19 protein-coding genes are annotated in these 22,567 nt (G+C 56.4%); 13 read left to right on the plus strand and 6 right to left on the minus strand.

The genetic code is table 11. From position 1 onward, the window contains the following. The first annotated feature begins 89 nt into the window (after positions 1 to 89). Both ACW9KT_RS20640 and ACW9KT_RS20645 read left to right on the plus strand, forming a co-directional pair. Entirely contained in the window at positions 90 to 2,147 is a 2,058-nt protein-coding gene (locus ACW9KT_RS20640) for a M13 family metallopeptidase (RefSeq protein ID WP_457083961.1), read from the plus strand. A 155-nt stretch (positions 2,148 to 2,302) separates the two neighbouring features. Continuing rightward, complete coding sequence (locus ACW9KT_RS20645) at positions 2,303 to 2,698, plus strand: ACT domain-containing protein (RefSeq protein ID WP_457083963.1); 396 nt, start codon at positions 2,303 to 2,305, stop codon at positions 2,696 to 2,698. Positions 2,699 to 2,784: 86 nt separating this feature from the next. Here the strand turns inward: ACW9KT_RS20645 and ACW9KT_RS20650 are convergent, their stop codons facing one another. Then, a complete protein-coding gene (locus ACW9KT_RS20650) occupies positions 2,785 to 3,708 on the minus strand; it encodes an SDR family NAD(P)-dependent oxidoreductase (RefSeq protein WP_457083965.1) in 924 nt (307 codons plus the stop codon). A 166-nt stretch (positions 3,709 to 3,874) separates the two neighbouring features. On the opposite strand from ACW9KT_RS20650, the gene ACW9KT_RS20655 reads away from it, so the two are divergent. The 3 genes from ACW9KT_RS20655 to ACW9KT_RS20665 all read left to right on the plus strand — a co-directional run bounded on the left by ACW9KT_RS20655 (position 3,875) and on the right by ACW9KT_RS20665 (position 6,382). Next, positions 3,875 to 4,258: a winged helix-turn-helix transcriptional regulator gene (locus ACW9KT_RS20655; RefSeq protein WP_457083967.1), complete on the plus strand. Its 384-nt coding sequence runs from the start codon at positions 3,875 to 3,877 to the stop codon at positions 4,256 to 4,258. A gap of 223 nt (positions 4,259 to 4,481) precedes the next feature. Further along, complete coding sequence (locus ACW9KT_RS20660; RefSeq protein ID WP_457083969.1) at positions 4,482 to 5,207, plus strand: head GIN domain-containing protein; 726 nt, start codon at positions 4,482 to 4,484, stop codon at positions 5,205 to 5,207. Between the two features lie 167 nt (positions 5,208 to 5,374). Next, on the plus strand, positions 5,375 to 6,382 hold the full coding sequence (locus ACW9KT_RS20665; RefSeq protein ID WP_457083971.1) for a DUF3667 domain-containing protein: 1,008 nt from the start codon (positions 5,375 to 5,377) through the stop codon (positions 6,380 to 6,382). Between the two features lie 26 nt (positions 6,383 to 6,408). Here ACW9KT_RS20665 and ACW9KT_RS20670 read toward each other — a convergent pair whose 3' ends face one another. Continuing rightward, positions 6,409 to 7,005 (minus strand): hypothetical protein, encoded by a 597-nt coding sequence (locus ACW9KT_RS20670; protein ID WP_457083973.1) that lies wholly within the window; start codon positions 7,003 to 7,005, stop codon positions 6,409 to 6,411. A gap of 160 nt (positions 7,006 to 7,165) precedes the next feature. On the opposite strand from ACW9KT_RS20670, the gene ACW9KT_RS20675 reads away from it, so the two are divergent. Next, positions 7,166 to 8,113 (plus strand): 3-oxoacyl-ACP synthase III family protein, encoded by a 948-nt coding sequence (locus ACW9KT_RS20675; protein WP_457084129.1) that lies wholly within the window; start codon positions 7,166 to 7,168, stop codon positions 8,111 to 8,113. 78 nt (positions 8,114 to 8,191) lie between these two features. Beyond that, on the plus strand, positions 8,192 to 8,797 hold the full coding sequence (locus tag ACW9KT_RS20680) for a DUF6992 family protein (protein ID WP_457083975.1): 606 nt from the start codon (positions 8,192 to 8,194) through the stop codon (positions 8,795 to 8,797). A 68-nt stretch (positions 8,798 to 8,865) separates the two neighbouring features. Here ACW9KT_RS20680 and ACW9KT_RS20685 read toward each other — a convergent pair whose 3' ends face one another. Together ACW9KT_RS20685 and ACW9KT_RS20690 are read right to left on the minus strand one after the other, a co-directional pair. Further along, positions 8,866 to 10,911 carry a matrixin family metalloprotease gene (locus ACW9KT_RS20685; protein ID WP_457083977.1) on the minus strand — a complete coding sequence of 682 codons (2,046 nt, stop codon included), beginning with the start codon at positions 10,909 to 10,911 and terminating at the stop codon, positions 8,866 to 8,868. 232 nt (positions 10,912 to 11,143) lie between these two features. Beyond that, complete coding sequence (locus tag ACW9KT_RS20690; protein WP_457083979.1) at positions 11,144 to 12,058, minus strand: DUF72 domain-containing protein; 915 nt, start codon at positions 12,056 to 12,058, stop codon at positions 11,144 to 11,146. A gap of 405 nt (positions 12,059 to 12,463) precedes the next feature. Here ACW9KT_RS20690 and ACW9KT_RS20695 point away from each other — a divergent pair, with 405 nt between their 5' ends. From ACW9KT_RS20695 to ACW9KT_RS20705, 3 genes are all read left to right on the plus strand, one after another. Beyond that, positions 12,464 to 13,249: a septal ring lytic transglycosylase RlpA family protein gene (locus tag ACW9KT_RS20695; RefSeq protein ID WP_457083981.1), complete on the plus strand. Its 786-nt coding sequence runs from the start codon at positions 12,464 to 12,466 to the stop codon at positions 13,247 to 13,249. A gap of 101 nt (positions 13,250 to 13,350) precedes the next feature. Next, entirely contained in the window at positions 13,351 to 13,875 is a 525-nt protein-coding gene (locus ACW9KT_RS20700) for an N-acetyltransferase family protein (protein ID WP_457083983.1), read from the plus strand. A gap of 184 nt (positions 13,876 to 14,059) precedes the next feature. Then, a complete protein-coding gene (locus ACW9KT_RS20705; protein ID WP_457083985.1) occupies positions 14,060 to 16,495 on the plus strand; it encodes a penicillin acylase family protein in 2,436 nt (811 codons plus the stop codon). A gap of 183 nt (positions 16,496 to 16,678) precedes the next feature. Here the strand turns inward: ACW9KT_RS20705 and ACW9KT_RS20710 are convergent, their stop codons facing one another. Further along, positions 16,679 to 17,437 (minus strand): alpha/beta fold hydrolase, encoded by a 759-nt coding sequence (locus ACW9KT_RS20710; protein WP_457083987.1) that lies wholly within the window; start codon positions 17,435 to 17,437, stop codon positions 16,679 to 16,681. 96 nt (positions 17,438 to 17,533) lie between these two features. Beyond that, the gene (locus tag ACW9KT_RS20715; RefSeq protein ID WP_457083989.1) at positions 17,534 to 17,920 is read right to left on the minus strand and encodes a winged helix-turn-helix transcriptional regulator; all 387 of its coding nucleotides are present in this window, start codon (positions 17,918 to 17,920) and stop codon (positions 17,534 to 17,536) included. A gap of 270 nt (positions 17,921 to 18,190) precedes the next feature. Between ACW9KT_RS20715 and ACW9KT_RS20720 the strand changes: the two genes are divergently transcribed. The 3 genes from ACW9KT_RS20720 (at position 18,191) to ACW9KT_RS20730 (ending at position 22,184) form a co-directional block, all read left to right on the plus strand. After that, complete coding sequence (locus tag ACW9KT_RS20720; RefSeq protein WP_457083991.1) at positions 18,191 to 19,336, plus strand: alkene reductase; 1,146 nt, start codon at positions 18,191 to 18,193, stop codon at positions 19,334 to 19,336. Positions 19,337 to 19,799: 463 nt separating this feature from the next. Next, positions 19,800 to 20,414 carry a gluconate 2-dehydrogenase subunit 3 family protein gene (locus tag ACW9KT_RS20725; protein WP_457083993.1) on the plus strand — a complete coding sequence of 205 codons (615 nt, stop codon included), beginning with the start codon at positions 19,800 to 19,802 and terminating at the stop codon, positions 20,412 to 20,414. Between the two features lie 96 nt (positions 20,415 to 20,510). After that, positions 20,511 to 22,184 carry a GMC family oxidoreductase gene (locus tag ACW9KT_RS20730; RefSeq protein ID WP_457083995.1) on the plus strand — a complete coding sequence of 558 codons (1,674 nt, stop codon included), beginning with the start codon at positions 20,511 to 20,513 and terminating at the stop codon, positions 22,182 to 22,184. The last annotated feature ends 383 nt before the right edge of the window (positions 22,185 to 22,567 follow it).

A 22,567-nucleotide genomic window follows, 5' to 3' on the forward strand; every position in this document is an offset into this window, starting at 1 on the left:
CGGTGCGTCGGCCGCCGTCGGTGTACCAACTATTGCCCAGAAACAGTAGCTTGGCTGCACTTTTTCAGTTCCTTTCCCCCTTCCCTCCTATGATCTATTCTTTTGCTTCGCGCAGGTGGCTTTTTGCCCTGCCAGTTGCCCTGCTAGCCTTGAATGGCTGCCAATCGTCGGATAAAGCGGCCGCTAACCAGCCCGATTTGCTGCAAGCCAACGCCGACACTACGGTAACCCCGGGCGACGATTTTTTCAAGTACGCCAACGGCGCCTGGCTCAAGAAACATCCCATTCCAGCCTCCGAAAGCTCCTGGAGCATTGGTAAGGAAGTGCAGAACGAGGTGTACGCCCGCTTGCGCAAGCTCAACGAAGACGCAACCAAAGCCAAAGCCGTCCCCGGCAGCAACGAGCAGAAAATCGGGGATTTCTATGCCATGGGCATGGATTCGGTCACGATAAACAAGCAAGGAATTGCTCCCCTGAAGCCGGAGCTGGACCGCATTGCCGCCATCCGGACGGTGCAGGACGTGCCGGCCGTTATAGCTCACCTTCAGCCTCTGGGGGTAAACGCGCTGGTCGGCCTTTATATCGGCCAAGATGCGAAGAACAGCGAGAAAATGGCCGTTCAGTTGTGGCAGTCGGGACTGGGGCTGCCCAACCGCGACTACTACTTCAATAAGGATGCGCGCACGGCCAACATTCGCAAGGAATACGGGCAGCACGTGGCGCGCATGTTTCAGCTCATGGGTCAAGATTCGGGGCAAGCGAAGGTCAATAGTGGCCGCGTAATGCGCCTCGAAACCGCGTTGGCAGGCTCTTCGCGCAAGCTGGAGGCCCTGCGCGACCCTTATGCCAACTACAACAAGATGGCTGTAGCCGACCTGGGCAAGCTCACGCCCGGCCTCGACTGGAAAACTTGGCTCACGCAAATGGAGATGACCAAGGTAGACACTGTGATTGTGGGCCAGCCAGAGTTCTACAAACAAGCCGGGCAGCTACTCAAAACAGCTTCGGTAGACGACTGGAAAGCCTATTTGCAGTGGCATTTGGTAAACACCTTCGCCTCAAACCTAAGCAAGCCCATTGATGATGAGCACTTCCGCTTCTACGGCACCGTATTGCAGGGCCAAAAGGAGCAGCGGGCCCGCTGGAAACGGGTGCTTGATGCGGAAGAAGATGCGATGGGCGAAATTCTGGGTCAGCAGTTTGTGAAGGAATACTTCACGCCCGAAACCAAAGAGCGCTACGAAAAGCTGACCGAAAACGTGGTAGCCGCCTTCCGCGAGCACATTCAGGCCCTAGACTGGATGAGTGACTCCACTAAGCAAAAAGCGCTGGTGAAGCTGGCTAAAATCAATAAGAAAGTAGGCTACCCCGACAAGTGGCGCGACTATTCCACCCTCAAAATTGCCCGCGACTCTTACGCTCAAAACGTGATGCGCGCCAATCAATGGGAGTATCGCTACCGGCTCAACAAGCTGGGCAAGCCCGTGGACCGCACCGAATGGGAAATGACGCCCCAAACGTATAATGCCTACTATAATCCATCGAACAATGAGATTGTGCTGCCAGCAGCTATCTTCTCTATTCCCGGTCTGATCGACAAAAACGCCGACGACGCCATTATTTATGGCTACGCCGGCGCCAGCACCATTGGCCACGAGCTCACCCACGGCTTCGACGACGAAGGCAGCCAGTTTGATGAGAAGGGCAACCTGCGCAACTGGTGGAGCAAAAAAGACCGGGCCGCCTTCCAGCAACGCGTCGATGGTATCGTGCGCCAGTTCAACGGCTATACGGTGCTCGATTCTTTGCACATCAACGGCAAGGCTACGGCTGGTGAAAACATTGCCGATCTGGGGGGCATTGTCATTGCTCTTGATGCTTTCAAGAAGACAGACCAGTACAAGAAAGGAGAGAAAATTGGCGGCTTCACGCCCGTGCAGCGCTACTTTCTGGGCTACGCGCTCGGCTGGCAAAGCCACCAGCGCGACGAGGTGCTGGCCCAGCGCATCCTCACCGATGTGCACTCCCCGGCCAGCTACCGCGTAAACGGCCCCTTCGCCGACGTGCCGGAGTTCTACGAAGCCTTCAATGTGAAGCCCGGCCAGAAGCTTTACTTACCTGACTCGGCCCGGGTGAAGATTTGGTAGAAACAAGTAATCTACTGATTAATTAAGCTGTAAAAAGCCCCCGAACGTCATACAGAGCAGAGCGAAGCATCTCGCTCGCGGTCGTTGCAATGCTAGTCAGACGACCGCACGCGAGATGCTTCGCTCTGCTCTGCATGACCGTTTATGATAGAACAATGACCGGCGAACGAAACCTTGACCAACTGTTACGCTCTATGCAGCCGGTGCTGCTGGACGAAGAATACGTGTTTTGCACGCTGCCGATAGGTCAGCTGACACCGGAGTCGCTGACGCCAATGAGCACTTTCCGCGAGGCGGAAGGCCTAACGCTCATCGTGGCCAGACAGCAGGCGGAGCAAGCGGCGCTACCCTTCAGTTTTCCGTGTCGCATGATTACGCTGAATGTGCACTCCAGCCTGGAGGCGGTGGGGTTCCTGGCGCGCATCACGGCGAAGCTCGCCAGGCACGGCATCAGCGTGAATGCGGTGTCGGCCTTTTACCACGACCACCTTTTTGTGCCCACCGCCCGCGCCAATGAGGCGATGTTGTTACTGCACGAGTTGGCTAGCTAAATTACCTTGACCAAAAAAGCCCCCAGAGCACTTCTGGGGGGCTTTTTTTATTATACAAACCTTAAGTCTGAACCAAGCTGCGCGATTTAGGCTACGGGCTGAGCGCTACTCACGTGTTGGTAGATAGGCGCGAACACTTGCTGAGCAAACTCCTCCAACGTGGTGGGTGTGGTGTTTTGAGGCGTGCGCGGCTCCTGCACCATTACCTTCTCCTCGTTCATGTTGCGGGTCATTTCCTCGTAGAGGTTGGCCATGCTTTCGGAAAGACCGCCCTGAAGCATGCCTTTTTTGGCGTCTTCGTAGGAGAATGGCACGTAGGGCAGTTCCGGCTTGCCAATGGCCTCACTAATGGCGCGGATAGCCTCGGTCATGGTGTAGTTGCGCGGGCCGAGCAGCAGGTGGGCGGAATGGTTGGGCAGGTCGGCGTCGAAGGCCTCGGCAGCGCGGGCCGCGATGTCCTGAGTGGCAATCATGGGGAAGCTTAGATCGGGGCGCATGGCCGAGCCGGTAATGCCCATGTGCTGAATCAGGGGCAGATTAGCCAGCAGGTTTTCCATGAAATAAGCCGGGCGCAGATGTACCACGTGCAGGCCTTCAATGGCATTGAGACGGGCTTCCTGGTGATGCAGGCCCACCACAGGGCCTGTGCCGGCCGGCAAATCGGCGCCGATGCTGCTCAAGTGCACCGCCTGCTTCAAGCCCGCGGCACGCACGGCCTGGGCAATGCTTTCTCCTACCTGCGCCTGATAAGCCATAAAATCGGGGGCCTGCATGTTGGGCGGAATCATGAGGAAGGCGGCATCGGCCGTGCGCAGTGCTTCGGTCAGGAATGCTGTATCGGCCAGATCACCGGTTTGGGTGGTGGCGCCAGCCGTTTGCAATGGCTGAAGCTTGTCGGCGGACCGGCCTATAGCCGTTACGCGGTGTCCGCGCTCGAGCAAGTGATGCACTAGGCGGGAGCCAATGTTGCCGGTAGCGCCCGTCACGACGATGTGTTTTGAGGTAGCCATGATGAATTCGTTTTATGGGGTTTATAGTCTGCTTTTGATTTCAGTTGAAGACAGCTCTCTTCGTGTTATCAAAACAACTTAGTAACTTCGCTTTTAGCAAGTACCTACCAAAAAGTAGGGTGCACACTATTAAGTTAGTAATACTGATAATCAGACGCAAAACTTCATGTCTAAGATAACAAAACAGCAGCAAGCCGAAGCAGAGTGGCAAGGAACGGCACCGCCCAACACGCTGAACATGTGTCCCGTGCGCACGACCATGAACGTGCTGGGGGGCAAATGGAAGCTCCTTATTCTGTCCTACCTGCTGCACGGCCCGAGGCGCTACGGAGAGCTGCGCCGCGCCATTCCTGAAATCACCGAGAAGATGCTGATTCAGGAGTTGCGTGAGCTAGAGCTGGATGGTATCCTTACCCGCATGGTTTATCAGCAGGTGCCTCCCAAAGTTGAGTACCAGCTCACCCAGCAAGGCCAGCGCATCCAGCCCCTGCTCGACTCTCTGACGCAGTGGGGCCACGGCTATCTGCAACGAGAAGGCGGGCAGTGCTGATCGAATTCTTTTATTTGGCCTAGGTTTCTTTGAGCTTAAAAAAGTCTCCCAGCATGGCTCTGGGGGGCTTTTTTAAGCTCAAAGCGGCGGTACTGCATGCTTCGCCTACGGCAGCAGCCGCTACGGCGCATCTACTTACTTCGGGTGGGAGGCAACGGTTGGTGTAAGTTCTTCATCTTATGGGTACTGTCTTAACTTTCACTTCTAAGCTGACTTGTCTACCATGAAAACATCCTACTTGTTCTGCTTTCCCCTGCTGGCCCTGCTATTTGTACTGTCGGCTTTTCGCCTCGATGCGGCTGAGCGGGAGGCGCGTGATGTGCCAACCTTCACGCAGCTCAACCTCGCGGGCTCGTTTAACGTCGTACTCCGCCAGGGCAGCCCCCAAAAGGTGGAAGTAGAAGCCGATCCGGAAGATTTATCGCACGTGGAAACCACTGTCACCAACGGTAAGCTACGCGTGGGCGCCAAACAGGAGAAGAAAGGCATGGGTATGAGCTGGTCGTCGTATAACTTCAAAAAGCCAGTTACCGTGTACGTTACCATGCCTAACATTGAGGCCCTGGGCGTAAGCGGCTCCGGCTCGATGTCGGCCGCTGATCCTATCCGGGGCGGCAATCTCAACTTATCGGTGAGCGGCTCGGGGCGCCTCAAGCTAAACCGCGTGCAGGCTGACAAGCTGAATTCGTCGGTTTCAGGCTCTGGCAATATTTCCATGACGGGCAACAGCGCCCACCACGACGTGAATATTAGTGGCTCGGGGCAGGTAGATGCGCCTGGTTTTCGGAGCGAAACCTGCCGCGTGAGCATTAGCGGCTCGGGCAACTGCCGCATAGAAGTCACCAAAACCCTCGACGCAAGCCTAGCCGGCTCCGGCAATGTGTATGTGACCGGCAAGCCCCAAATCAATGCTTCCACGGCCGGCAGCGGCCGCGTACGCAGCAGCTAGCTTTATTTTTGACAAGAGATTCCTAAAAAAGCCCCCCCGAGTCTGTCTGGGGGGCTTTTTTGAGTTTGCGGAAATCTGTGGTGCGCCCTACTAGAGAGCTACTCTAAAAGCACTTACTTGTGCCTTAAATTACTCAGCTCGCGGCCTGATTCTCTACCGCTCACATTATGGCTCACACTGCTACTAAACTTCCCGCCTGCGCCAACTGCCATTACACCTTTCCCACCGACCGACCCAATGAATTTTGCCCGCGCTGCGGCCAGCAAAACCATGAACTGAGCCTCTCGATTGGGCATGTGGTGGAAGAAACGCTGGAGGGCTTGTTTCACTTCGATGGCAAAGTGTTTCGCACTGCCAAGCTCCTGCTGTTCAAGCCTGGCGAGCTCACCAAACAGTTTCTGGAAGGCAAGCGCATGCCCTATGTGCCGCCCATCCGGCTGTATGTTTTTCTGAGCTTTATCTTTTTCTTTCTGCTCTCGCTAAGCATGGGGCCCATATCTAAGGAGCCGACCAAGAAGCTGCTGGAGCAGAAAGCGGTGCAGCAGATAGCCGATTCTATCCGCACTGCTAGCGCGCAATCCTCCAAGTTTGAAGTGTACGTAGCCGATTCTGGCTCTAGCCCTCTTACCTCTTACTTCAACTTAAAATTCAGCCAAGCCGAGCTGCTTTATCTCAGCCAAGACCCCAGCCCAGCCCGGCTAGATTCGGCCATTCGTAGCCGGGGCGTAGAGCCTACCACCATGCGGCGCCTGGCACTGCGCCAAACGGTAAAGTCGCTCAATGCCAGCCCCAATGAAATAACAAGTAAGTGGCTCAAAACCTTACCCATCGTCATGTTTGTGCTGATGCCGCTGTTTGCTTTGCTCTTAAAGGGCCTTTACAGAAGGCAGCGGCAGTATTATCTCTCCCACCTCATCTTCTCCATCCACTTCCACAGCTTCGTGTTTGTGCTCTTTATCGTGAACATCCTGCTTGGGTACCTGAAAATTGCTGATTGGTTTGAGCCAGTGATTTTCTTCTTGCCCGCTGCGTATTTCTACCTGGCGCTACGCAACAACTTCAAGCAATCGAGGCAGAAGACCTTGGCCAAAGTGCTCCTGATGATGGTGGTTTACGGCTTGATATTGGGAGTAGCGATGGTGATAACGGCGCTAATCAGCGTGTTTATTCTGTAGCGACCTGCGCGCCAGGCGCCGAGTACTTAAAAATCGAACAACCCTCGGCGCGGCGCGTCTTTTTTGTCGCGGTCGCGCTTCTTCTGCTCCTTTTCCCGCTGACGGCGTCGGTCGTCGCGGTCATTGCCGTCACCAAAGACATTATTTAGGAAGCCCTCTTTTTTGTCTTTAATCAGAATATAGCGCACCGACAAAGCGGCCGGAAACCGAAACCAATCGTCGCTGTTGCTGATTTCTACGCTGGGCTTCACATCCAGCGAAAGCACCACCGGCACGAAGGCAATTTTGTACTCCACGCCCGCAATGGCGTCAACACCGCCGAAGCCGCCATCATTCTTCTGAACTCCAACGTGGGCGCCCGCGCCGAGGTAATAGTTCAGGCTTTTGCCTAGCAAACCAAAGTGCTGCTCGGCTAGCAGCGTGGCGCTTACCTCGCGGGTACCAACCAGGCCAATACCCTCCAGCGTGGTTCTTTCAAACACTTTTTGCTGCACCGTCACACCGAAATTGTCGCGGCCAATACGCACGCCGGCGGCGGTGCGGTATTTCTGGGCCGTGGCTCCGAGTGCTAATAGCGTCAGCAAAGCCGTAAAAGTGAGGCGCAGGAAGGTGTTAAATATCATAATCTTGTAACTATTGCAGTTGAACTCCAGCTTCAGGAGGCTGTTTGAACGTTAAATGAGGGCACAAAGTACGGGGCAACCTGCCATTTGGTAGCGCTTTCTCTAGCAGCGCCGTAACTTGCAGCCTCATTCTCTGCCCTCATTCAGCCCCATTCCACCCGTGTACATTCATCAGGTAGCGGCGTATGTGCCCACCAAGGTTATTACCAACGAGCATTTTACCCGTCTAAACGGCCTTTCCCACGACTGGATTATTGAGCGTACTGGTATCCGGGAGCGCCGTAAGGCCGGCCCTGGAGAAAACACGAATACGATGGCTACTCTGGTAGCCCGGCAGGTGCTGGAAGCTTCTCCCAAGGTACCCACCGACAGCATCGACCTCATTGTGGGCGCCACCTATACCCCCCACGATACTATCTATACCATTGCTCACGCCGTACAGCGCGAGCTGGACGTGGCCGATATTCCGGTGGTGAGCATTTCGTCGGCTTGCTCGTCCTTGCTCAATGCCATTGAGATTGTGGAAGGCTATTTTGCCATGAATAAGGCTACCCGCGCTTTGGTAGTAGTATCAGAGCACAACACAGCCTACAATAACGAGGAAGACACCGTAGCCGGCCACTTGTGGGGCGATGGGGCCGCCGCGCTGATTATCAGCAAGGAGCGCCTCGCCGACACCGACCTGCGCATGGTAGACCTGATAACGGGTGGTGCCGGCCAGATCGGCAAAGCCGACACGGCCGTCACCCTCAAGCCCGTTGAGAAAGGCATCGTTATGCCCCACGGCCGCGATGTATTCACCCATGCCTGTCAGTACATGGCCCGCGTGACCAGCCAAGTATTGGAGCGCAATGAGCTGGAGGTAAACGACGTAAACTACCTCATTCCGCACCAAGCTAACCTGCGCATCACCAAGAACGTGGTGCAGGCACTGGGCTTGCCCGCCGAGCGCGCCGTTTCTAATATTCAGGAGCTAGGCAATACGGGGTGCGCAGGTGCCGCCATTGCCTTGGCCGATTATCATCCGCGCCTGCAGCCGGGCGAGCGGGTTGTTATCACCGTTTTTGGTGGTGGCTACTCCTACGGCGCTATGCTCCTGGAGCGGTAGCAGCTAGCGGGCTTCAAACAAATGCCACAGCGCGTGTCTTATTGAGCAACTAACTGGCGCTCAGGGCGCTTCGTGCTTATGCGTTTTTGCAGTCTGTTTGCTGTTCTTGCCTGCCTGCCCTTACTATCAGCGGCGCAAAATGCCCCCCAGCAGAATGCGCCGCTGTCTACTTTCAATGCTGAGCGCAAAACCTTGGACCAGCGTGGCATGCGTGTGCTCGGCGCATGGGCCGTGGGTAATATTGGCGCGAGTGGGGCGCGCTACTTCGCTACGTCGGGTTCCGAGAAGTACTTCCACCAAATGAATGTAGGCTGGGGAGTTATCAATGCGGCGTTGGCGGGAGTGTCGCTTCGAAGTGCGCGCCGCGAGGAGGCACCCCTGAATCGGGCCGAAACCACGCGGCTCCAACTTCGCACCGAAAACATTTACCTATTCAATACGGGCCTCGATGTGGCGTACGTGGTGGGGGGCCTTTATCTGAAAGAGCGGGCCCGAACCCGAACTACGGAGCGCCAACAGCAGCGCCTGCGTGGCTATGGCCAATCAATACTACTTCAGGGAGGCTTTTTGCTCGTATTTGATGGGCTGATGTACGCTGCCCACCACGGCCACGCCAGTAAGCGCTTATATCCGCTGCTTAGCAATGTGCGCTTGGGCCCAGGCACGATAGCCCTTGTATTTTAAGAAAAAAGCCCCCCGCGCTGCTGTAGAACGAAGCGCGGGGGGCTTTTTTACTTAAACTAAGAAGGCGCTTATTCGAGGGAGCGCACAAATTGCAGTTTGCCAGATTTGCCCGTTTGATCGCTCCAGCGCACCACGTACCACCCCGACCGCAAATCAGCTAGATCTACTAGAAACGGGACCCCTGAGCGGTAATTAGCTTGTATGGAGCGCCGCTTGCGCCCTACGGCGTCAAAGATATCCAGGGTAAGCTGACCAGTAGCGGCACCTATGAACAGAAAATTGCCTGGCCCTGAAGCCAAAGGATTTGGAAAAAGCTGAAGCCCTTCCTCCGCCGGGCCGCCTGCCAGCGTCGTGACGGCGATGGGCTGGGTGTTGTCTAGGCTGTTGTCAGGGCGGCGCACCCGCAGACGGTAAAACGACCGGCCTGGCAGGGGTGAGGTATCAATGTAGGTATACTGCCCCGCCGTGCTTCCTTGCGGTACCGTAGCTAGGGGCTGCCAGGCCGTGGTATCAACGGCCCGCTCTATCACAAATTCGCGTAGGAAGCATTCATCTTGCGTGCTCCAATTTACTTGGTTGCCGATGCCAGCTAGGGCGTTGGCCGTTACGCTGGTAAGTGGCGCCGGCAGCAGGGGCGTGACCGAACCGCAGCCCGGAGGTACAAAGCTGCGGGTGCGCAGCAAAAAACGCCCCCCGGCTACATCGCTCACCGGATTTATCTGCCGGCTTTGCTGCCCGCGCGCTACGGAATAATGCATAACGGCCGCGGGCAGAATCACGTGGGAAAGCTGCTGAGCGTGGCCCAGCTCGTGCACTACCACCGACTCAAAATCGATCTGCGAAGCCGACGGGTTTGCCGTACCATATTGCCAGGCAGTTTCGGTATCCAGCTGCATATCAATTTCCGATACCCAGAAAAAGACCCGGCCGTTATTGCCCAAGCGGCAGCCTTCGTAGTAGCTGGTCGTGCGGCCCAGCACGAGCTCGGGTAGCTGGGAGTCGCCGGTGCCAAAGTCGAAGCCAATTACGTTTTCGTTGTCTTCCTCAGCGCCGCGCTTGGTGCTGGTAGCACCTATTTCCCAGTTCATGCCCGATTGGCAGCGCCAGGTAGCCATGGCCCGCTGAAAGGCGGCTACGGCGGGGGCGTTGCTAGCTAGACTCGACGAGAAGCGGAGCGTATAGCCGCCCTTGCCATTCTGGTTGATGTGGCCGGGCCGCACAATTTCGCCGCTGCCCTCTGTTTCCACATTACTCACGGCGTATAATACCGTCAGTGCCACCCCACTTACGCCCTCTAGCTGCTCGGTGGTGGTCACGCGTACAGGGCCCGTGCCGGCGGGGGCGCTTCGCTCTGGGTCGCTGCTGCTGGGCAGGCTAGGCACGGTGCCGTTGGAAGGTACACGCACCTGAATGCGCGTGTCGGTCCAGCTTACGTAGTCGGAAGTCTTGGCTCGGGTTCTGGTTTTGCCTCCATCATCAGCATTAGGAAAAGAAACGAAGCCCGTACCGCGCACAGCCCCAAAGCCCGTACCGGTGATGGTGAGCACTACCCCGGTGCCCGCCGTAATACTAAGGGGCGATAAGCCGGAAATAATAGGAGCCGTGCCTTTGGCCGCTACGGCCGGGCGCGCACGCTGGGCCAAAGCTGCCGATAAAGCCGAATTAGCAGCCACTTCGCGGGTTGACTGGCCTAGCTGGAGTTCGCTATAAAAGCTCTGATTTATAGCTGCGTATTGATGAAAAGGCTCCGTAGCCGTGGCGGTAGTTAAGTCGTAGCGAATAAAGCCTTGTTCGCTGGCATATACGGCCCAGGCTGGACCAGCGGCTTCTACGCCTTTAAAACCAACTGGCGACAGGAATAATACGCCCTGCTCACCAGGAAACAGCCGCAACGTATTCGTCAGCTCCTGGCGCTTTAAGTCTACGGTGCCGCCCTCTGTAATAACCGTAAGCTCGGCGGCGGCATTGCCCTTAAACACTTTATAAACACGCACTCTATGTGCCGTGTAGATACGCTTATGATTGGCATCCCAAAAGCCGCGGGCATCCAGCACCTCCCCTTCCACTACCAGCTCGGCCGCCTGAACCCGCTTAGTGGGGTCGAGGGGCAGCATCAGGCAGTGAGATTCGGGCGCTACGCTAACCGTTTGCGCAAGCGCAGCTGTTAATCCAAAAGAAAAAATTAGCCCTATGGCTAAGTGTAAAGAAGCCAATGATTTCATACCGAAGCAAGAAGGACGATAAGCGCCGATAATGGCGTGTAGCAAGATACGGCTTTCGTTGTCCTCTGGTCGGGGTGAAGGGATGACTCAGCCGGATTTTTTCAACAGCTAGTGCACCAGTTAGTTAAAATAAGCTTCCCTGTACCGGCTGCACGATAATCTTCGGGGGAGCAATTTCGAGGCCCGTGAGGGTGCGCAGCTTCTCCAGAAAGTACTGCGTCCAGATGGGCGAGTGCATGATGTCTTTCTGATGAATAAAGATGTAGGCCGTGTGCAGGCCGGCGCTGAGCCAACCAGCGAGGCGCTCAGCCCAGGCATCGGCGCGGCGATAGTCGCTGTTGCCGAGGCCGTGGCCGTTGAAGCGAATAAAAGCCACGGGGGTGGTCAGGCGCTGATGAAGCACGTCGCGGCGGCCGGCTACGTCGGTAATGACCAGGGTTTTATTCAAGGCCTCAAACAAAGCAAAGACCGTATCGCGCAGCCCAATATCTGTAAACCAGCGCGGGTGGCGCAGCTCCACGGCCAGGGGCACGTAGTTGGGAAAGTCGAGCAGGTAGCGCTCCAGGCGGCGCAGGTGCTCGGGCCCGAATGTGGGGGGCAATTGTAGAAACGCGTGGCCAAGACGGTCTTCCAGCCCACTAATGGCCCGGCAAAAACTCGTCGTCAGTTCGTCGGCGTTGTAAAGCTCCCGCTCGTGCGTGATGCTCTGCGGCATTTTGGGGCAAAACTTGAAGCCCGCTGGCACGGCATCGCGCCACTTGCGCACAGTGGGCGCATCCGGAATGCGGTAGTGCGTGGTATTTAGCTCAATGCTGTTGAACTGCCGGGCGTAGTGGTACAGGTAGTCCGCATCCTTGATGCCGGCCGGAAAGTAGGAGCCCAGCCACGCCTTATTGGTCCAGATGGGGCAGCCCACATATACGGCCGGCTGGGACGGCGCAGAAGCCTGCGCCCGACCCAGCAAAAGAGCCGTGTCGGGGTGGTCGGGGGGGAGCGTGAAATCCACGCCGCGCAGGTCGGAAAGGCGGCCAAAATCCATGGGGCAAAGTACGGCAAAACCGCACGCTTAAAGTGGGTTATTCCAGTAACAAAATATCGGGACTTTTGCAACCAGGTTTTGAAGAGGGCAAAATGCCCAATGACATAATTTTGTACTCGGCGGATAATCTTATTCTTTTTACGCCCTGAGAGCCTTCTTTTAATAATACAAAGGGTGCCATTAGGAAATACAAAAGGGCATTTCGCCTAATTGAGTACAATTATTTTAGTGCAAGTTTTATCCGAAAAATATAATTTATTATACTTGGTAATAGCTACCGCCGGTGGAATCGACATCCTCTTAAAAAGTGGCGCTCTAGTTTTGGCTGTTTACCAATTGACTAAAAGTGTGATTTGTACCCCACGATTGCCTCTTGCCGGTTGGCTGTTTGCTCTGCTTCTATCCTTGCCTTTAGCCTTCCCCCAACTAGCCCACGCCAGCCGGCTCAGCGACGACGAAAAAGCTTCTTCAACTACCGCACGTAAGAAAACATCAGTACTAAGAGGCCAGGCCTCTTGGTACGGCCGCGAGCATCAGGGCATGCGCACCAGCAGCGGCGAGCGTTTCGACCGCACCAAGTACACGGCCGCTCACAAGACGCTTCCCTTCAACACCCGCTTACGCGTTACAAACCCCCAAAACGGCAAATCGGTTGTCGTGCGCATCACCGACCGCGGGCCTTTCCGCCACGAGCGCATTCTTGATTTATCCGAAATAGCGGCCCGCCCGCTGGGTATCGTGCAGCAAGGCGCCATATCGGTAGTGGCCGAAATTGTGCCTGACACAACGCCCGTTGGCCCTACCGACTCCCCCGTAGATCTGGCCGAGCTGCTCAACGACACTATCGACCCCGAAATGCCTGAGGTCGCTACCGCCGACAATACGGTGCCAGCTACCCTGCCAGCCTCGGTAGCTGCTTTCGTGGTGCAAACGGGCACTTTCGGTACCATCGCTAACGCCCAGAATCAGCTCACCAAAATCAAGGCGACCAATAGCCAGCTTACGGTGACGATGACGCCGGAAACTATCAACGGCAAGCCGCTGAACCGCGTGGTAGTAGGTCATTTCGACAACTGGAAAGCCGCCGAGGCCGTGCGTCGTCAGCTTAAGCAGCACGGCATCACCGGCTTGGTGCGCCAGATTCAGGTACCTGTAGCGCCGCCGGCCACTGTGGCAACTGCCGGCCGTTAAGCCCATATTTCACTCAATTTTGCTTGAAAAAGGTAGTAGTCGGTCTTGTAAAGGCTGGCTCTACCTTTTCTGGTTTGCAGTAATTTCTTTGCTTGACGCTTATGCTGGACTATATCATTCGGCCTGCCAGCCTTGCTGATACTCCTGCTATCGAGCAGCTCTACCGCGCTGTGGCCGAGCAAGGCGGGGGCTTGGCCCGGCAGCCCGCCGAAATCACCGCCGAGTACGTGCAAACTTTTCTTACCCGCAGCCTGACTGCGGGTGTAGCCCTGGTTGTTGAACACCCCAATGATGCTGGGCTAGTCGGCGAGATTCATGCGTATTCCAGCGGCCTACACATCTTTGCGCACGTGTTTGGCGAGTTGACCGTAGCTGTTCATCCGGCGCACCAAGGCCAGAAGCTGGGGCATCGGTTATTTACAACTTTGCTAACTATCACCGCTCAGCAGTTTCCGCACATTCGGCGCGTAGAACTGCTGGTGCGTGAGAGCAACCAGCGCGCCATTGCCCTCTATGAAAAGCTGGGCTTTCAGCAAGAGGGTCGCCTGCGAGGCCGCGTCTCCACGGTTCCTGGACACTTTGAGGCGGATATTCCCATGGCCTGGCACGCTCCGCAGACTATCTAAGCAAGGCACCCATTTTCGTTTTCGCGGCCCGTGGAGGTTCTTTGCGGCAGCTGGGGGGCAAATTTGCAACCCGACCAGCAGCCCACATCTAAGCAGGCCTTGTTTTGTTGGTGTGTGGCCCTACCTTGGGACTGGTGCCCACCTGCTGGGGGCATTTTCGTGTCTAACTTCTACTGCTCTTTCCATGGCCTGGATAAAAGCTTTGCTGGCCCTGCTCGTCAGTGTTACGCTTACGTGGGTGCTCAACAGTAAGCAGGGCGATTTACCTCCTTTTGGCAAGTTCCTGAGTCCGTTCGTTGGCTTCTGGCAAAACGCTGAAGCCTCCGATGCCCAAGCCCCTCAGCAGCAGCTAACATTGCCCGGCTTAAAGGCGCCTGTGCAAGTGCGCTTTGATGATAAGCGCGTGCCCCACGTCTTTGCCCAGAACGACCACGACCTCTACTTAGCCCAAGGCTACCTCACCGCCCGCGACCGGCTCTGGCAGATGGAATTTCAAACCCACGTAGCCGCCGGCCGCATTTCGGAGGTAGTCGGGGATAAAGCGCTGGAGTACGACCGGTTTCAGCGGCGCATGGGCTTGCCGTTTGGGGCGCAGAAGTCTTTGAAAGTCGTGATGGCTGACCCAACTACGCGCACCGTGCTAGAGGCGTATTCGGCGGGAGTGAATGCTTATATATATTCCTTATCCGACAAAACACTGCCCTTCGAGTACAAGCTGCTGGACTACAAACCCGAAACCTGGCAGCCGCTGAAGTGTGCCCTGCTGCTCAAGCTGATGGCCTGGGACCTGAGCGGCCGCTCCGATGACCTACGCCTGTCCAACGCTCTGAACAAGTACGGCCCCAGCATCATCAACAACCTTTTCCCCAGCTACCCCAGCCGCGAAGATCCCATCGTGCCCGTAGGTGCTCCTCAGGATTTTAAGCCGGTGCCGGTGCCTGCCACGCCACCGGCGTTTTTGGCAGCATTGTCGGATAAGGTGCCGGCGCGGGAGCCGGACGCTGATTTGGGTTCCAACAACTTTGCCGTGAGCGGCGCTAAGTCGGCCTCGGGCTTTCCAATTTTAGCTAATGACCCTCACTTGCAGCTTAACCTGCCCAGCATTTGGTATCAGATTCAACTGACAGCGCCGGGCGTGAACGTGTATGGCGTGACCATTCCGGGTTCCCCGCTGGTAATTATCGGCTTCAACCAACAAATAGCCTGGGGAGTGACCAACGTTGGCGCCGACGTGCTCGACTGGTATCAGCTTAAATTTAAGGACAACACCAAGCGCGAATACTGGCACGATGGCCGCTGGAAACCAGTACGCCGGGTGGTGGAGCGCATCAAAATACGCGGCCGCCCCGACCGTCTCGACACGGTACTCTACACCCACCACGGCCCCGTGGTGTACGACCAAGACGAAAAGGTTTTTAACAAACAAACGCCCATTCGCCACGCCCTGCGCTGGACTGCCCACGAAGGCGGCAACGAAGTAAAGACGTTTTATGGCCTGAACCGCGCCCAAAGCTACGCCGACTATACTGCCGCCCTGCAGCACTACGCGGCCCCGGCTCAAAATTTCATCTTTGCCAGCGCCCAAAACGATGTAGCCATTTGGCCCAACGGCAAGTTTCCGCTGAAATGGACTGATCAGGGCAAGTTTATTCTCGATGGCACCAACCCAGCCTATGATTGGCAAGGCTGGATTCCGGCCACTCACAACCCCCACGTGCACAACCCTGCGCGCGGCTTCGTCAGCTCGGCAAATCAGTTTCCGGCCGGCCCGGATTACCCGTATTACTTGGGTTGGTCGTTTGCAACTTGGGAGCGCGGCCACCGCATCAACGAGCGCCTGAGCGCCATGCAGGGCGCCACGCCCGACAGCCTGCGCTTGTTGCAGCTTGACAACCTGAACCTGAACGCCCAGCTTATGCTGCCACGCCTGCTGGCTTTGGTGGCCCCGCAGCAACTCTCGGCAGCCCAGCGCAGCACTTACGAAACCATGCGCCGCTGGAATTATTTCTACGAAGCCGACGCCATTGGGCCTAGCGTGTTCGACTTGTGGTATAATAATCTGGTAAAGCGCCTCTGGGATGATGACTTTAGCGCCGCCGCTACCGGCCTAGAAATGCGCTACCCTCCCCGCGACCGGACCAACAACCTGCTCCTCACCCAAGATACCAGCCGCTGGATAGACGACCGGCGCACGCCCAAGCGCGAAACGTTGCCCCAGCTCGTGCAAGCTTCCTTCCAGTTTGCCACAGATTCGCTGGAGCGCAAATTTGGCCCCCAGGGCCCGGCCTGGCGCTGGGCCAACCAAAAAAGCACCGACATTCTTCACCTGGCCCAGCTTAAAGGCTTCGGCCGCATGGATCTGGAAGTAGGTGGCGGGGCGGCAATCGTAAACGCCATTTCGGAGCGCAACGGGCCTTCCTGGCGCATGGTGGTAGCGCTGGGCCCGCAGGTGAAGGCGTATGGTGTATTTCCCGGCGGCCAAAGTGGCAACCCTGGCTCTGCTTACTACGATGACATGATCGAAACCTGGCGCAAGGGCGAACTGAATGAATTAATCTTTCTGAAAAAGCCCGATGAGCAAAACCCGCGGGTAAAGGCAGATTTGGCCTTAAAGCCGTGAAATAAGCTGCAGTAAAAGACTAATAAGCACCTAACGACAGGCGGTCATGCAGAGCGCCGCGAAGCATCTTGCGTGCTGACGCAGGATTACTAATCTCACGACCCCGAGTGAGATGCTTCGCGGCACTCTGCATGACCGCCTTTGAGCAAAGTTTGAGGTGTTATTTATAAGCTTGTTTTGAGCTTAACGCTCCAGTGACTCTGCAAACTCCCGCAGCAGCACTGCTACTTCTTGCGGAGCCTCCAGTGGCAATAAGTGCCCGGCGCCACCGATAATCTCTAGGGGTGTGTCGGGGGGCAAATGTGGGAGCGTTTCCAGGCCGTGCAGAGAGGGTGACATCACCGCGTCGGCGTCGCCGGCTATTACCACGGCCGGCACCGTGAGTAGCGGCATGTGGGCCAGAATACTCTCGCGACTCCCGTGTAGCAGCCAGGCTTCCCAAGCCGCGCGGGTAGTGCGCAAATTGTCTTCGATGACCTGCTTTCGCACTTCATCCGAAAGCGGACGAACCGCGATATGGGCTAGTGTGCGGGCGGCAGCCTCGGGGTTGCCGTAGGCGTGCAAGGATGCGGTGCGCTCCTCGTCCGTCATGGGCTCAGCCGACGGCGGCGAGGGCGACAGCAGCGCAATCCCGCGCAGGCCGGCTGGCTGCTGAGCCGCCAGAGCCATTGCAATTTTGCCCCCCATGCTATGCCCCACCAGTACATAATTGCTCAGGCCCTGCTCGGTAATATAGTCGCTCACGGAGTCGGCGTAAGCGCTTAACGAATAGCCGCCACCTGGGGCCTGGGCCGCGCCAAAACCGCCTAAGTCCGGTGCGAGGCAGGTATACTCGGGTGTTAGCTCGGCGGCTACTGCACTCCACTCGCGCCCCGAGCCAGCCCAATAATGCAGACAAACAAACGTGAGCGTAGTGGAAGCGGAGGAGGCAGGCAAAGGCATAAGCAGCGCGGAGAATTATACAGCCTGCTTACGCAAATGCTCCGTAAAGCGGTCAAAATGCCCCAGCCAACAGAGCGGTGACCTCCACAGCCGTTTTTATCCAGCTGTTACGACTGCTTCGGCAGCTACTTCCGAGCAATCAGCCTCGGCTGCGCCTAGCTTCTCTCGGTGCAAGTCGCCCCACGTACGCAGGGACCGGAGCACGGGGCACAGCGTCTGACCGTGGGTAGTGAGGCGATACTCCACTTTGGGCGGCACCTGAGCATATACCCGTCTATCAATGAGGCCGGCCTCCTCTAATTCACGCAGTTGCTGAGCCAACATCTTTTGGGTCACCTTCGGAATAAGCCGTTTTAACTCCCCGAAGCGCAGCGTTTCGTGCTGCGTGAGATGAGAGAGAATAAATACTTTCCATTTGCCCCCCAGCACATCGAGCGCCGCCGTAATAGCGCAGATCGGAGGATTCTTTGTGGAGCCCTTCATTTTAATAACTTGATTATCAACATCAGTATTAAAAAGGTACCTGCATTACTTTCCGGTACCTACTTGACAAATGTATCCTATTGCCGGCACCTTTACAACGTCAAGTATGGCATTCGTGTTGGCCTAGGCAAGCACGATAGCAACGGAGCAGCGGGCCAACATTCCCAGCGGCCGAGTGGTTTGGCTCAACGCAGTCGACGTCCGGCCGCTACAGCGGATCAGCTGCCCTTTCCAGCTCAATCCATTTTTAGTTAATCAATTAGTATCTGTATGTCATCCTCAACCAAGCAGCTTTTCACGCCCTTCCAAATGGGCGCTCTCTCTTTGCCCAACCGCCTCGTGATGGCGCCCATGACGCGCAGCCGCGCCAATAACGACGGCAACGTACCCACCAACTCCACGGTAGAATACTACCGGCAGCGCGCCTCGGCGGGCCTCATCATTTCCGAAGGCTCGCAGGTGTCGCAGCAGGGCGTAGGCTATGTTTTTACGCCTGGTATCTACTCCGAAGCCCAAGTAGCGGGCTGGAAAAAAGTAACTGATGCGGTGCACGCTGAAGGCGGGCGTATTTTCATCCAATTGTGGCATGTAGGCCGCATTTCGCACCCCTTCTTTCACAACGGCGAGTTGCCGGTGGCCCCTTCCAGTGTAAAGCCTACCGATGTAAAGGCCTACACAGCCAACGGCATGGAAGAAATCCCGGCCCCGCGTGCCTTGGAGGTAAGCGAAATTGCCGACGTCGTTAACGACTTCCGTAAAGCAGCTCAGAACGCGAAGGATGCGGGCTTCGATGGCGTAGAAATTCACGGTGCCAATGGCTACCTGCTCGACCAGTTCATTCAGGATGGCACTAACCAGCGCACCGACGAGTATGGCGGCAGCGTAGAAAACCGCGCCCGCTTCGTGCTGCAAGTAGTGCAAGCCACTGCTGACGTTTTCGGGGCTGACCGCGTAGGCATTCGTTTATCGCCCACCGGCAACGTAGGGGGCATTTCCGACTCCGACCGCCTGAGCACGTTTAGCTACGTAACCGAGCAGCTCAACAAGTTTGGCCTGGCATACCTGCATGTCATTGAGGCCTTGCCCGGCCACTCCATGGCGGCCAAAAATGGTCAGGAGCCGGTAGGTCCGCACCTGCGCAAGATTTTCAACGGTCCATTTATTCTCAATGGCGGCTACACTCAGGAAACCGCCGAAGCCGCGCTGGAAAACAACGAAGCTGACCTCATTGCCTTCGGTGTACCGTTTATCGCCAACCCCGACCTGGTGGAGCGCTTCGAGCAGGGAGCAGCCCTCAACACCCCTGACCAAGCCACGTTCTACGGCGGCGGCGACGAAGGCTACATCGACTACCCTTCCTTGGAGTTGGCAGAAGCTACAGAAGCTTCGCCCAAGCAGGATATCGTGAATTATTAATGCCTAACAAAGCGGCTTAGCCGTTTCTGTTTATAAAGAATAAAACCCCGCCTCGGAGCTGTCCAGAGCGGGGTTTTGTGTGTTAAGAGCAGGAGCATTTATGCTTTCTCTGACCGTCATGCGGATTGTTAGCATGACGGACGGCTATGAGTTATTTAAACACGCCGAAAACCACTAGCCTTTACCCCAATCTAAGTTCTGCGTAAACAAGAAGCTCATCAATATTACTTCGCTTTTTAATGGCTGCCAAGTAAGCCTCTGCCCCACCGAAACGTCCGCTGCCGAAGCCACTCCTGCGTCTATTGAGCACCCCACGTGACGGAAGGCAAGTTATCTAGCAACCCTACGGCTAAGTCAACAGTAAGACAGCAGCGGAGGCCGGCGTAAAATACTAATCGCAACGGGAAGTTGTAAATTTCAAGCAGTTACTACTTGCAGCTTCCCTTCACTAGCTACTTTCGCCATGACTTTTCCCCGCTATCCGGACGGCACAGTGCGTGCCCTGTTAGAAACTGAACTGGTCACTGAAGCTACCCGCGCCGCCCTTCTGGCCCGCCTCCATGCGCCGCCCTACGAGCCTCAATTTCTGGAGCCTGCTACGTATGATTTGCTGCGCGCCGTGGCTGCTTGTCTTATCCCGCAGCTCGACCGGCACGAGCCCATCGAGTTGGCCCCCAGCATCGACCTGCGCCTCGCCGAAGGCCGTAGCGATGGCTGGCGCTACGACACTATGCCGCCCGACCGTGAGGCCTATCGGCTGGGACTGGGGGGCATTAATCAAGCTGCACAAGCTCTTTTTCAGCAAGAGTTCCGTGCACTCAATTCTGACGATCAGGCTTCGGTTCTTCAGTTGGTACAAGAAGAAAAAGCACCCGGCGAAGCTTGGCAAATAGTACCAGCCGGCCGATTCTTTGAAGAAATGCTGGCCGAGCTAACGGAGTACTACTATGCTCATCCGTTGGCGCAGGAGGAAATCGGCTATGTAGGCATGGCCGACGCACCCGGTTGGACCCGGTTGGGCCTGAACGAGTTGGAGCCCCGCGAGCCGGAGCCACTAGCACCCGAGCCGACTCAATGATGCAGCTTAGCTCGATTTGTCATTGTGGCTGTTTAATCGCCACTCACCTATTCAACTTCGCTTGAGCACGCTCTGCCGAGCTCCTACCTGCCTTGTATGCCTGACGAAGAAATTATAGAAGAAAGCGTTCTGAATCCGCTTAAGCAGGAAGTGCAGGACCCGCTGTTGCGGCAGATTATTCAGGAGTCAGTTCTTGAGCCTGAGCCTCAGCCCGCCGAAATCCCGCTGCCTACTGATGAGGTAGACTGTCTTGTCATCGGCACCGGCGCTGGTGGTGCGCCCTTATTGGCGCGCCTGGCTATGGCGGGCCTGAAGGTGGTAGCGCTGGAAGCCGGCCCCTGGCACGACCCCAAAACGGATTTTGCCACCGATGAAAAAGCTCAGGAATTTCTATACTGGACCGATGAGCGGTTGTCGGCGGGCAAAGACCCTGTCGCCTTCGGCAAAAACAACTCCGGCACCGGTGTTGGCGGCTCCACCTTGCTTTATATGGCCCACACGCCTCGCGCCCAGCCCGATGATTTGCACCTGCACCGCGACTTCGGCGTGGGCGTTGATTGGCCTTTTGGCTACGAGGAGTTGGAGCCGTATTATGAAGAACTAGAGCAGTTTTTAGGCATTTCGGGCCCAACGCCTTATCCCTGGGGTCCTAAGCGACGCCGCGGCTACCCGCTGGCTCCACTCCCGCTCAATGGTGCTGCCCAGCTTATGGAGCGAGCCTGTCAGCAACTTGGTATTCAAACTTCGCCGGCGGCCAACGCAGCCTTATCGGCGCGCTACTACCAAGAGGGTGTAGGTTGGCGCGAGGCCTGCACCAACCGCGGCTTCTGCCAAGCCGGTTGTAGCACCGGCGCTAAAGCCAGCATGGACGTCACGTTTCTGCCCCTGGCCGTAGCGCATGGTGCCGAAATTCGCCCCAATTGCTTCGTAACTGAGATTGAGCGAGACGAGCAGGGCCGCGTAACGGGCGTGGTGTATGAGCACAACGGCATCACCGAGCGCCAGCGTTGCCGCCATTTGTTTATCTGCGCCGGCGCTATTGAAACACCTCGACTACTACTACTTAATGACTTAGCCATGAGCAGCGGTCATGTTGGGCGCAACTTTATGGCACATCTCGGCGTGCAAGTGTGGGGCACCTTCCCAGAAGATATCCGACCCTATAAGGGCATTCCTGGGGGGCTAATTTCCGAGGACACCCACCGCCCGGCGGATGCCGACTTTGCGGGCGGCTACTTATTACAAAGCGTTGGTATGATGCCCGTTACGTTTGCCAGCCAAGTAGTGCGGGAGCGGAAGTTCTGGGGAGCAAAATTGCGCGACTACATGCGTCAGTACAACCACATTGCTGGCATCAACATCCTGGGCGATTGTTTGCCCCACGAGGATAACTTCCTGGAGCTGGCCGAGGAAAAAGACGCGCGCGGCCTGCCCAAGCCTCGATTGCACTTCACTTACCACGAAAACGAAATCCGCATGAATCGCCACGCCGAGCAGCTCATGCGCCGCATTTGGGAAACGGCCGGTGCCTCCGATATCTGGAGTTTCCCCCGCTCGACACACGTCATCGGCACCGCCCGCATGGGCCTCTCCGGCGACGATGCCGTGGTAAATGCCGATGGCCGCGCCTTCGACGTGCCCAATCTCTACATCTGCGATAACTCGGTATTCCCAAGTGCCTTAAGCGTCAACCCGACTCTCACCATTATGGCCCTGAGCCTACGCACCGCCGATAAGTTTTTAGAAAGCGAGCAAAGAAGAGATACCTGAACAGCACTTCCCGCCTCAGCTGAGGCGGGGACGCCGTGCCGCAGGCACGGCTGGTTTGCTCGTTGTTTAGTTGATTATCAAAACAACACAAAGAGCCGTCATGCTTAGCTTGTCGAAGCATCTCACCCGCTTCATTGCAATACCTTGGATTATAACAATCGGTAGAGATGCTTTGGCAAGCTCAGCATGAGATTCGGGTTTGGTGAGTTAGTGCAGCAACTAAACACGCATGATGCTTCGCCCTGCATGACGACCTTTTAAAATACGGTTGGACGCGCAAGGGTGGCACCGTAATCGCCTTCGGCCTTTATGACCTTGACCGTAACCACGCCAAGTGGAAGAAGCTTATCGACAATTGCTGCAGGAGTACGGCCAAATCACGA

Source organism: Hymenobacter sp. HD11105 (assembly GCF_054051685.1).

Bases quoted from the DNA above. Each gene is read 5' to 3' on its own strand.
- ACW9KT_RS20640 (WP_457083961.1), top strand. From the start codon at position 90: ATGATCTATTCTTTTGCTTCGCGCAGGTGGCTTTTTGCCCTGCCAGTT.
- ACW9KT_RS20645 (WP_457083963.1), top strand. From the start codon at position 2,303: ATGACCGGCGAACGAAACCTTGACCAACTGTTACGCTCTATGCAGCCG.
- ACW9KT_RS20650 (WP_457083965.1), bottom strand. From the start codon at position 3,708: ATGGCTACCTCAAAACACATCGTCGTGACGGGCGCTACCGGCAACATT.
- ACW9KT_RS20655 (WP_457083967.1), top strand. From the start codon at position 3,875: ATGTCTAAGATAACAAAACAGCAGCAAGCCGAAGCAGAGTGGCAAGGA.
- ACW9KT_RS20660 (WP_457083969.1), top strand. From the start codon at position 4,482: ATGAAAACATCCTACTTGTTCTGCTTTCCCCTGCTGGCCCTGCTATTT.
- ACW9KT_RS20665 (WP_457083971.1), top strand. From the start codon at position 5,375: ATGGCTCACACTGCTACTAAACTTCCCGCCTGCGCCAACTGCCATTAC.
- ACW9KT_RS20670 (WP_457083973.1), bottom strand. From the start codon at position 7,005: ATGATATTTAACACCTTCCTGCGCCTCACTTTTACGGCTTTGCTGACG.
- ACW9KT_RS20680 (WP_457083975.1), top strand. From the start codon at position 8,192: ATGCGTTTTTGCAGTCTGTTTGCTGTTCTTGCCTGCCTGCCCTTACTA.
- ACW9KT_RS20685 (WP_457083977.1), bottom strand. From the start codon at position 10,911: ATGCTGCCCCTCGACCCCACTAAGCGGGTTCAGGCGGCCGAGCTGGTA.
- ACW9KT_RS20690 (WP_457083979.1), bottom strand. From the start codon at position 12,058: ATGGATTTTGGCCGCCTTTCCGACCTGCGCGGCGTGGATTTCACGCTC.
- ACW9KT_RS20700 (WP_457083983.1), top strand. From the start codon at position 13,351: ATGCTGGACTATATCATTCGGCCTGCCAGCCTTGCTGATACTCCTGCT.
- ACW9KT_RS20705 (WP_457083985.1), top strand. From the start codon at position 14,060: ATGGCCTGGATAAAAGCTTTGCTGGCCCTGCTCGTCAGTGTTACGCTT.
- ACW9KT_RS20710 (WP_457083987.1), bottom strand. From the start codon at position 17,437: ATGCCTTTGCCTGCCTCCTCCGCTTCCACTACGCTCACGTTTGTTTGT.
- ACW9KT_RS20715 (WP_457083989.1), bottom strand. From the start codon at position 17,920: ATGAAGGGCTCCACAAAGAATCCTCCGATCTGCGCTATTACGGCGGCG.
- ACW9KT_RS20720 (WP_457083991.1), top strand. From the start codon at position 18,191: ATGTCATCCTCAACCAAGCAGCTTTTCACGCCCTTCCAAATGGGCGCT.
- ACW9KT_RS20725 (WP_457083993.1), top strand. From the start codon at position 19,800: ATGACTTTTCCCCGCTATCCGGACGGCACAGTGCGTGCCCTGTTAGAA.
- ACW9KT_RS20730 (WP_457083995.1), top strand. From the start codon at position 20,511: ATGCCTGACGAAGAAATTATAGAAGAAAGCGTTCTGAATCCGCTTAAG.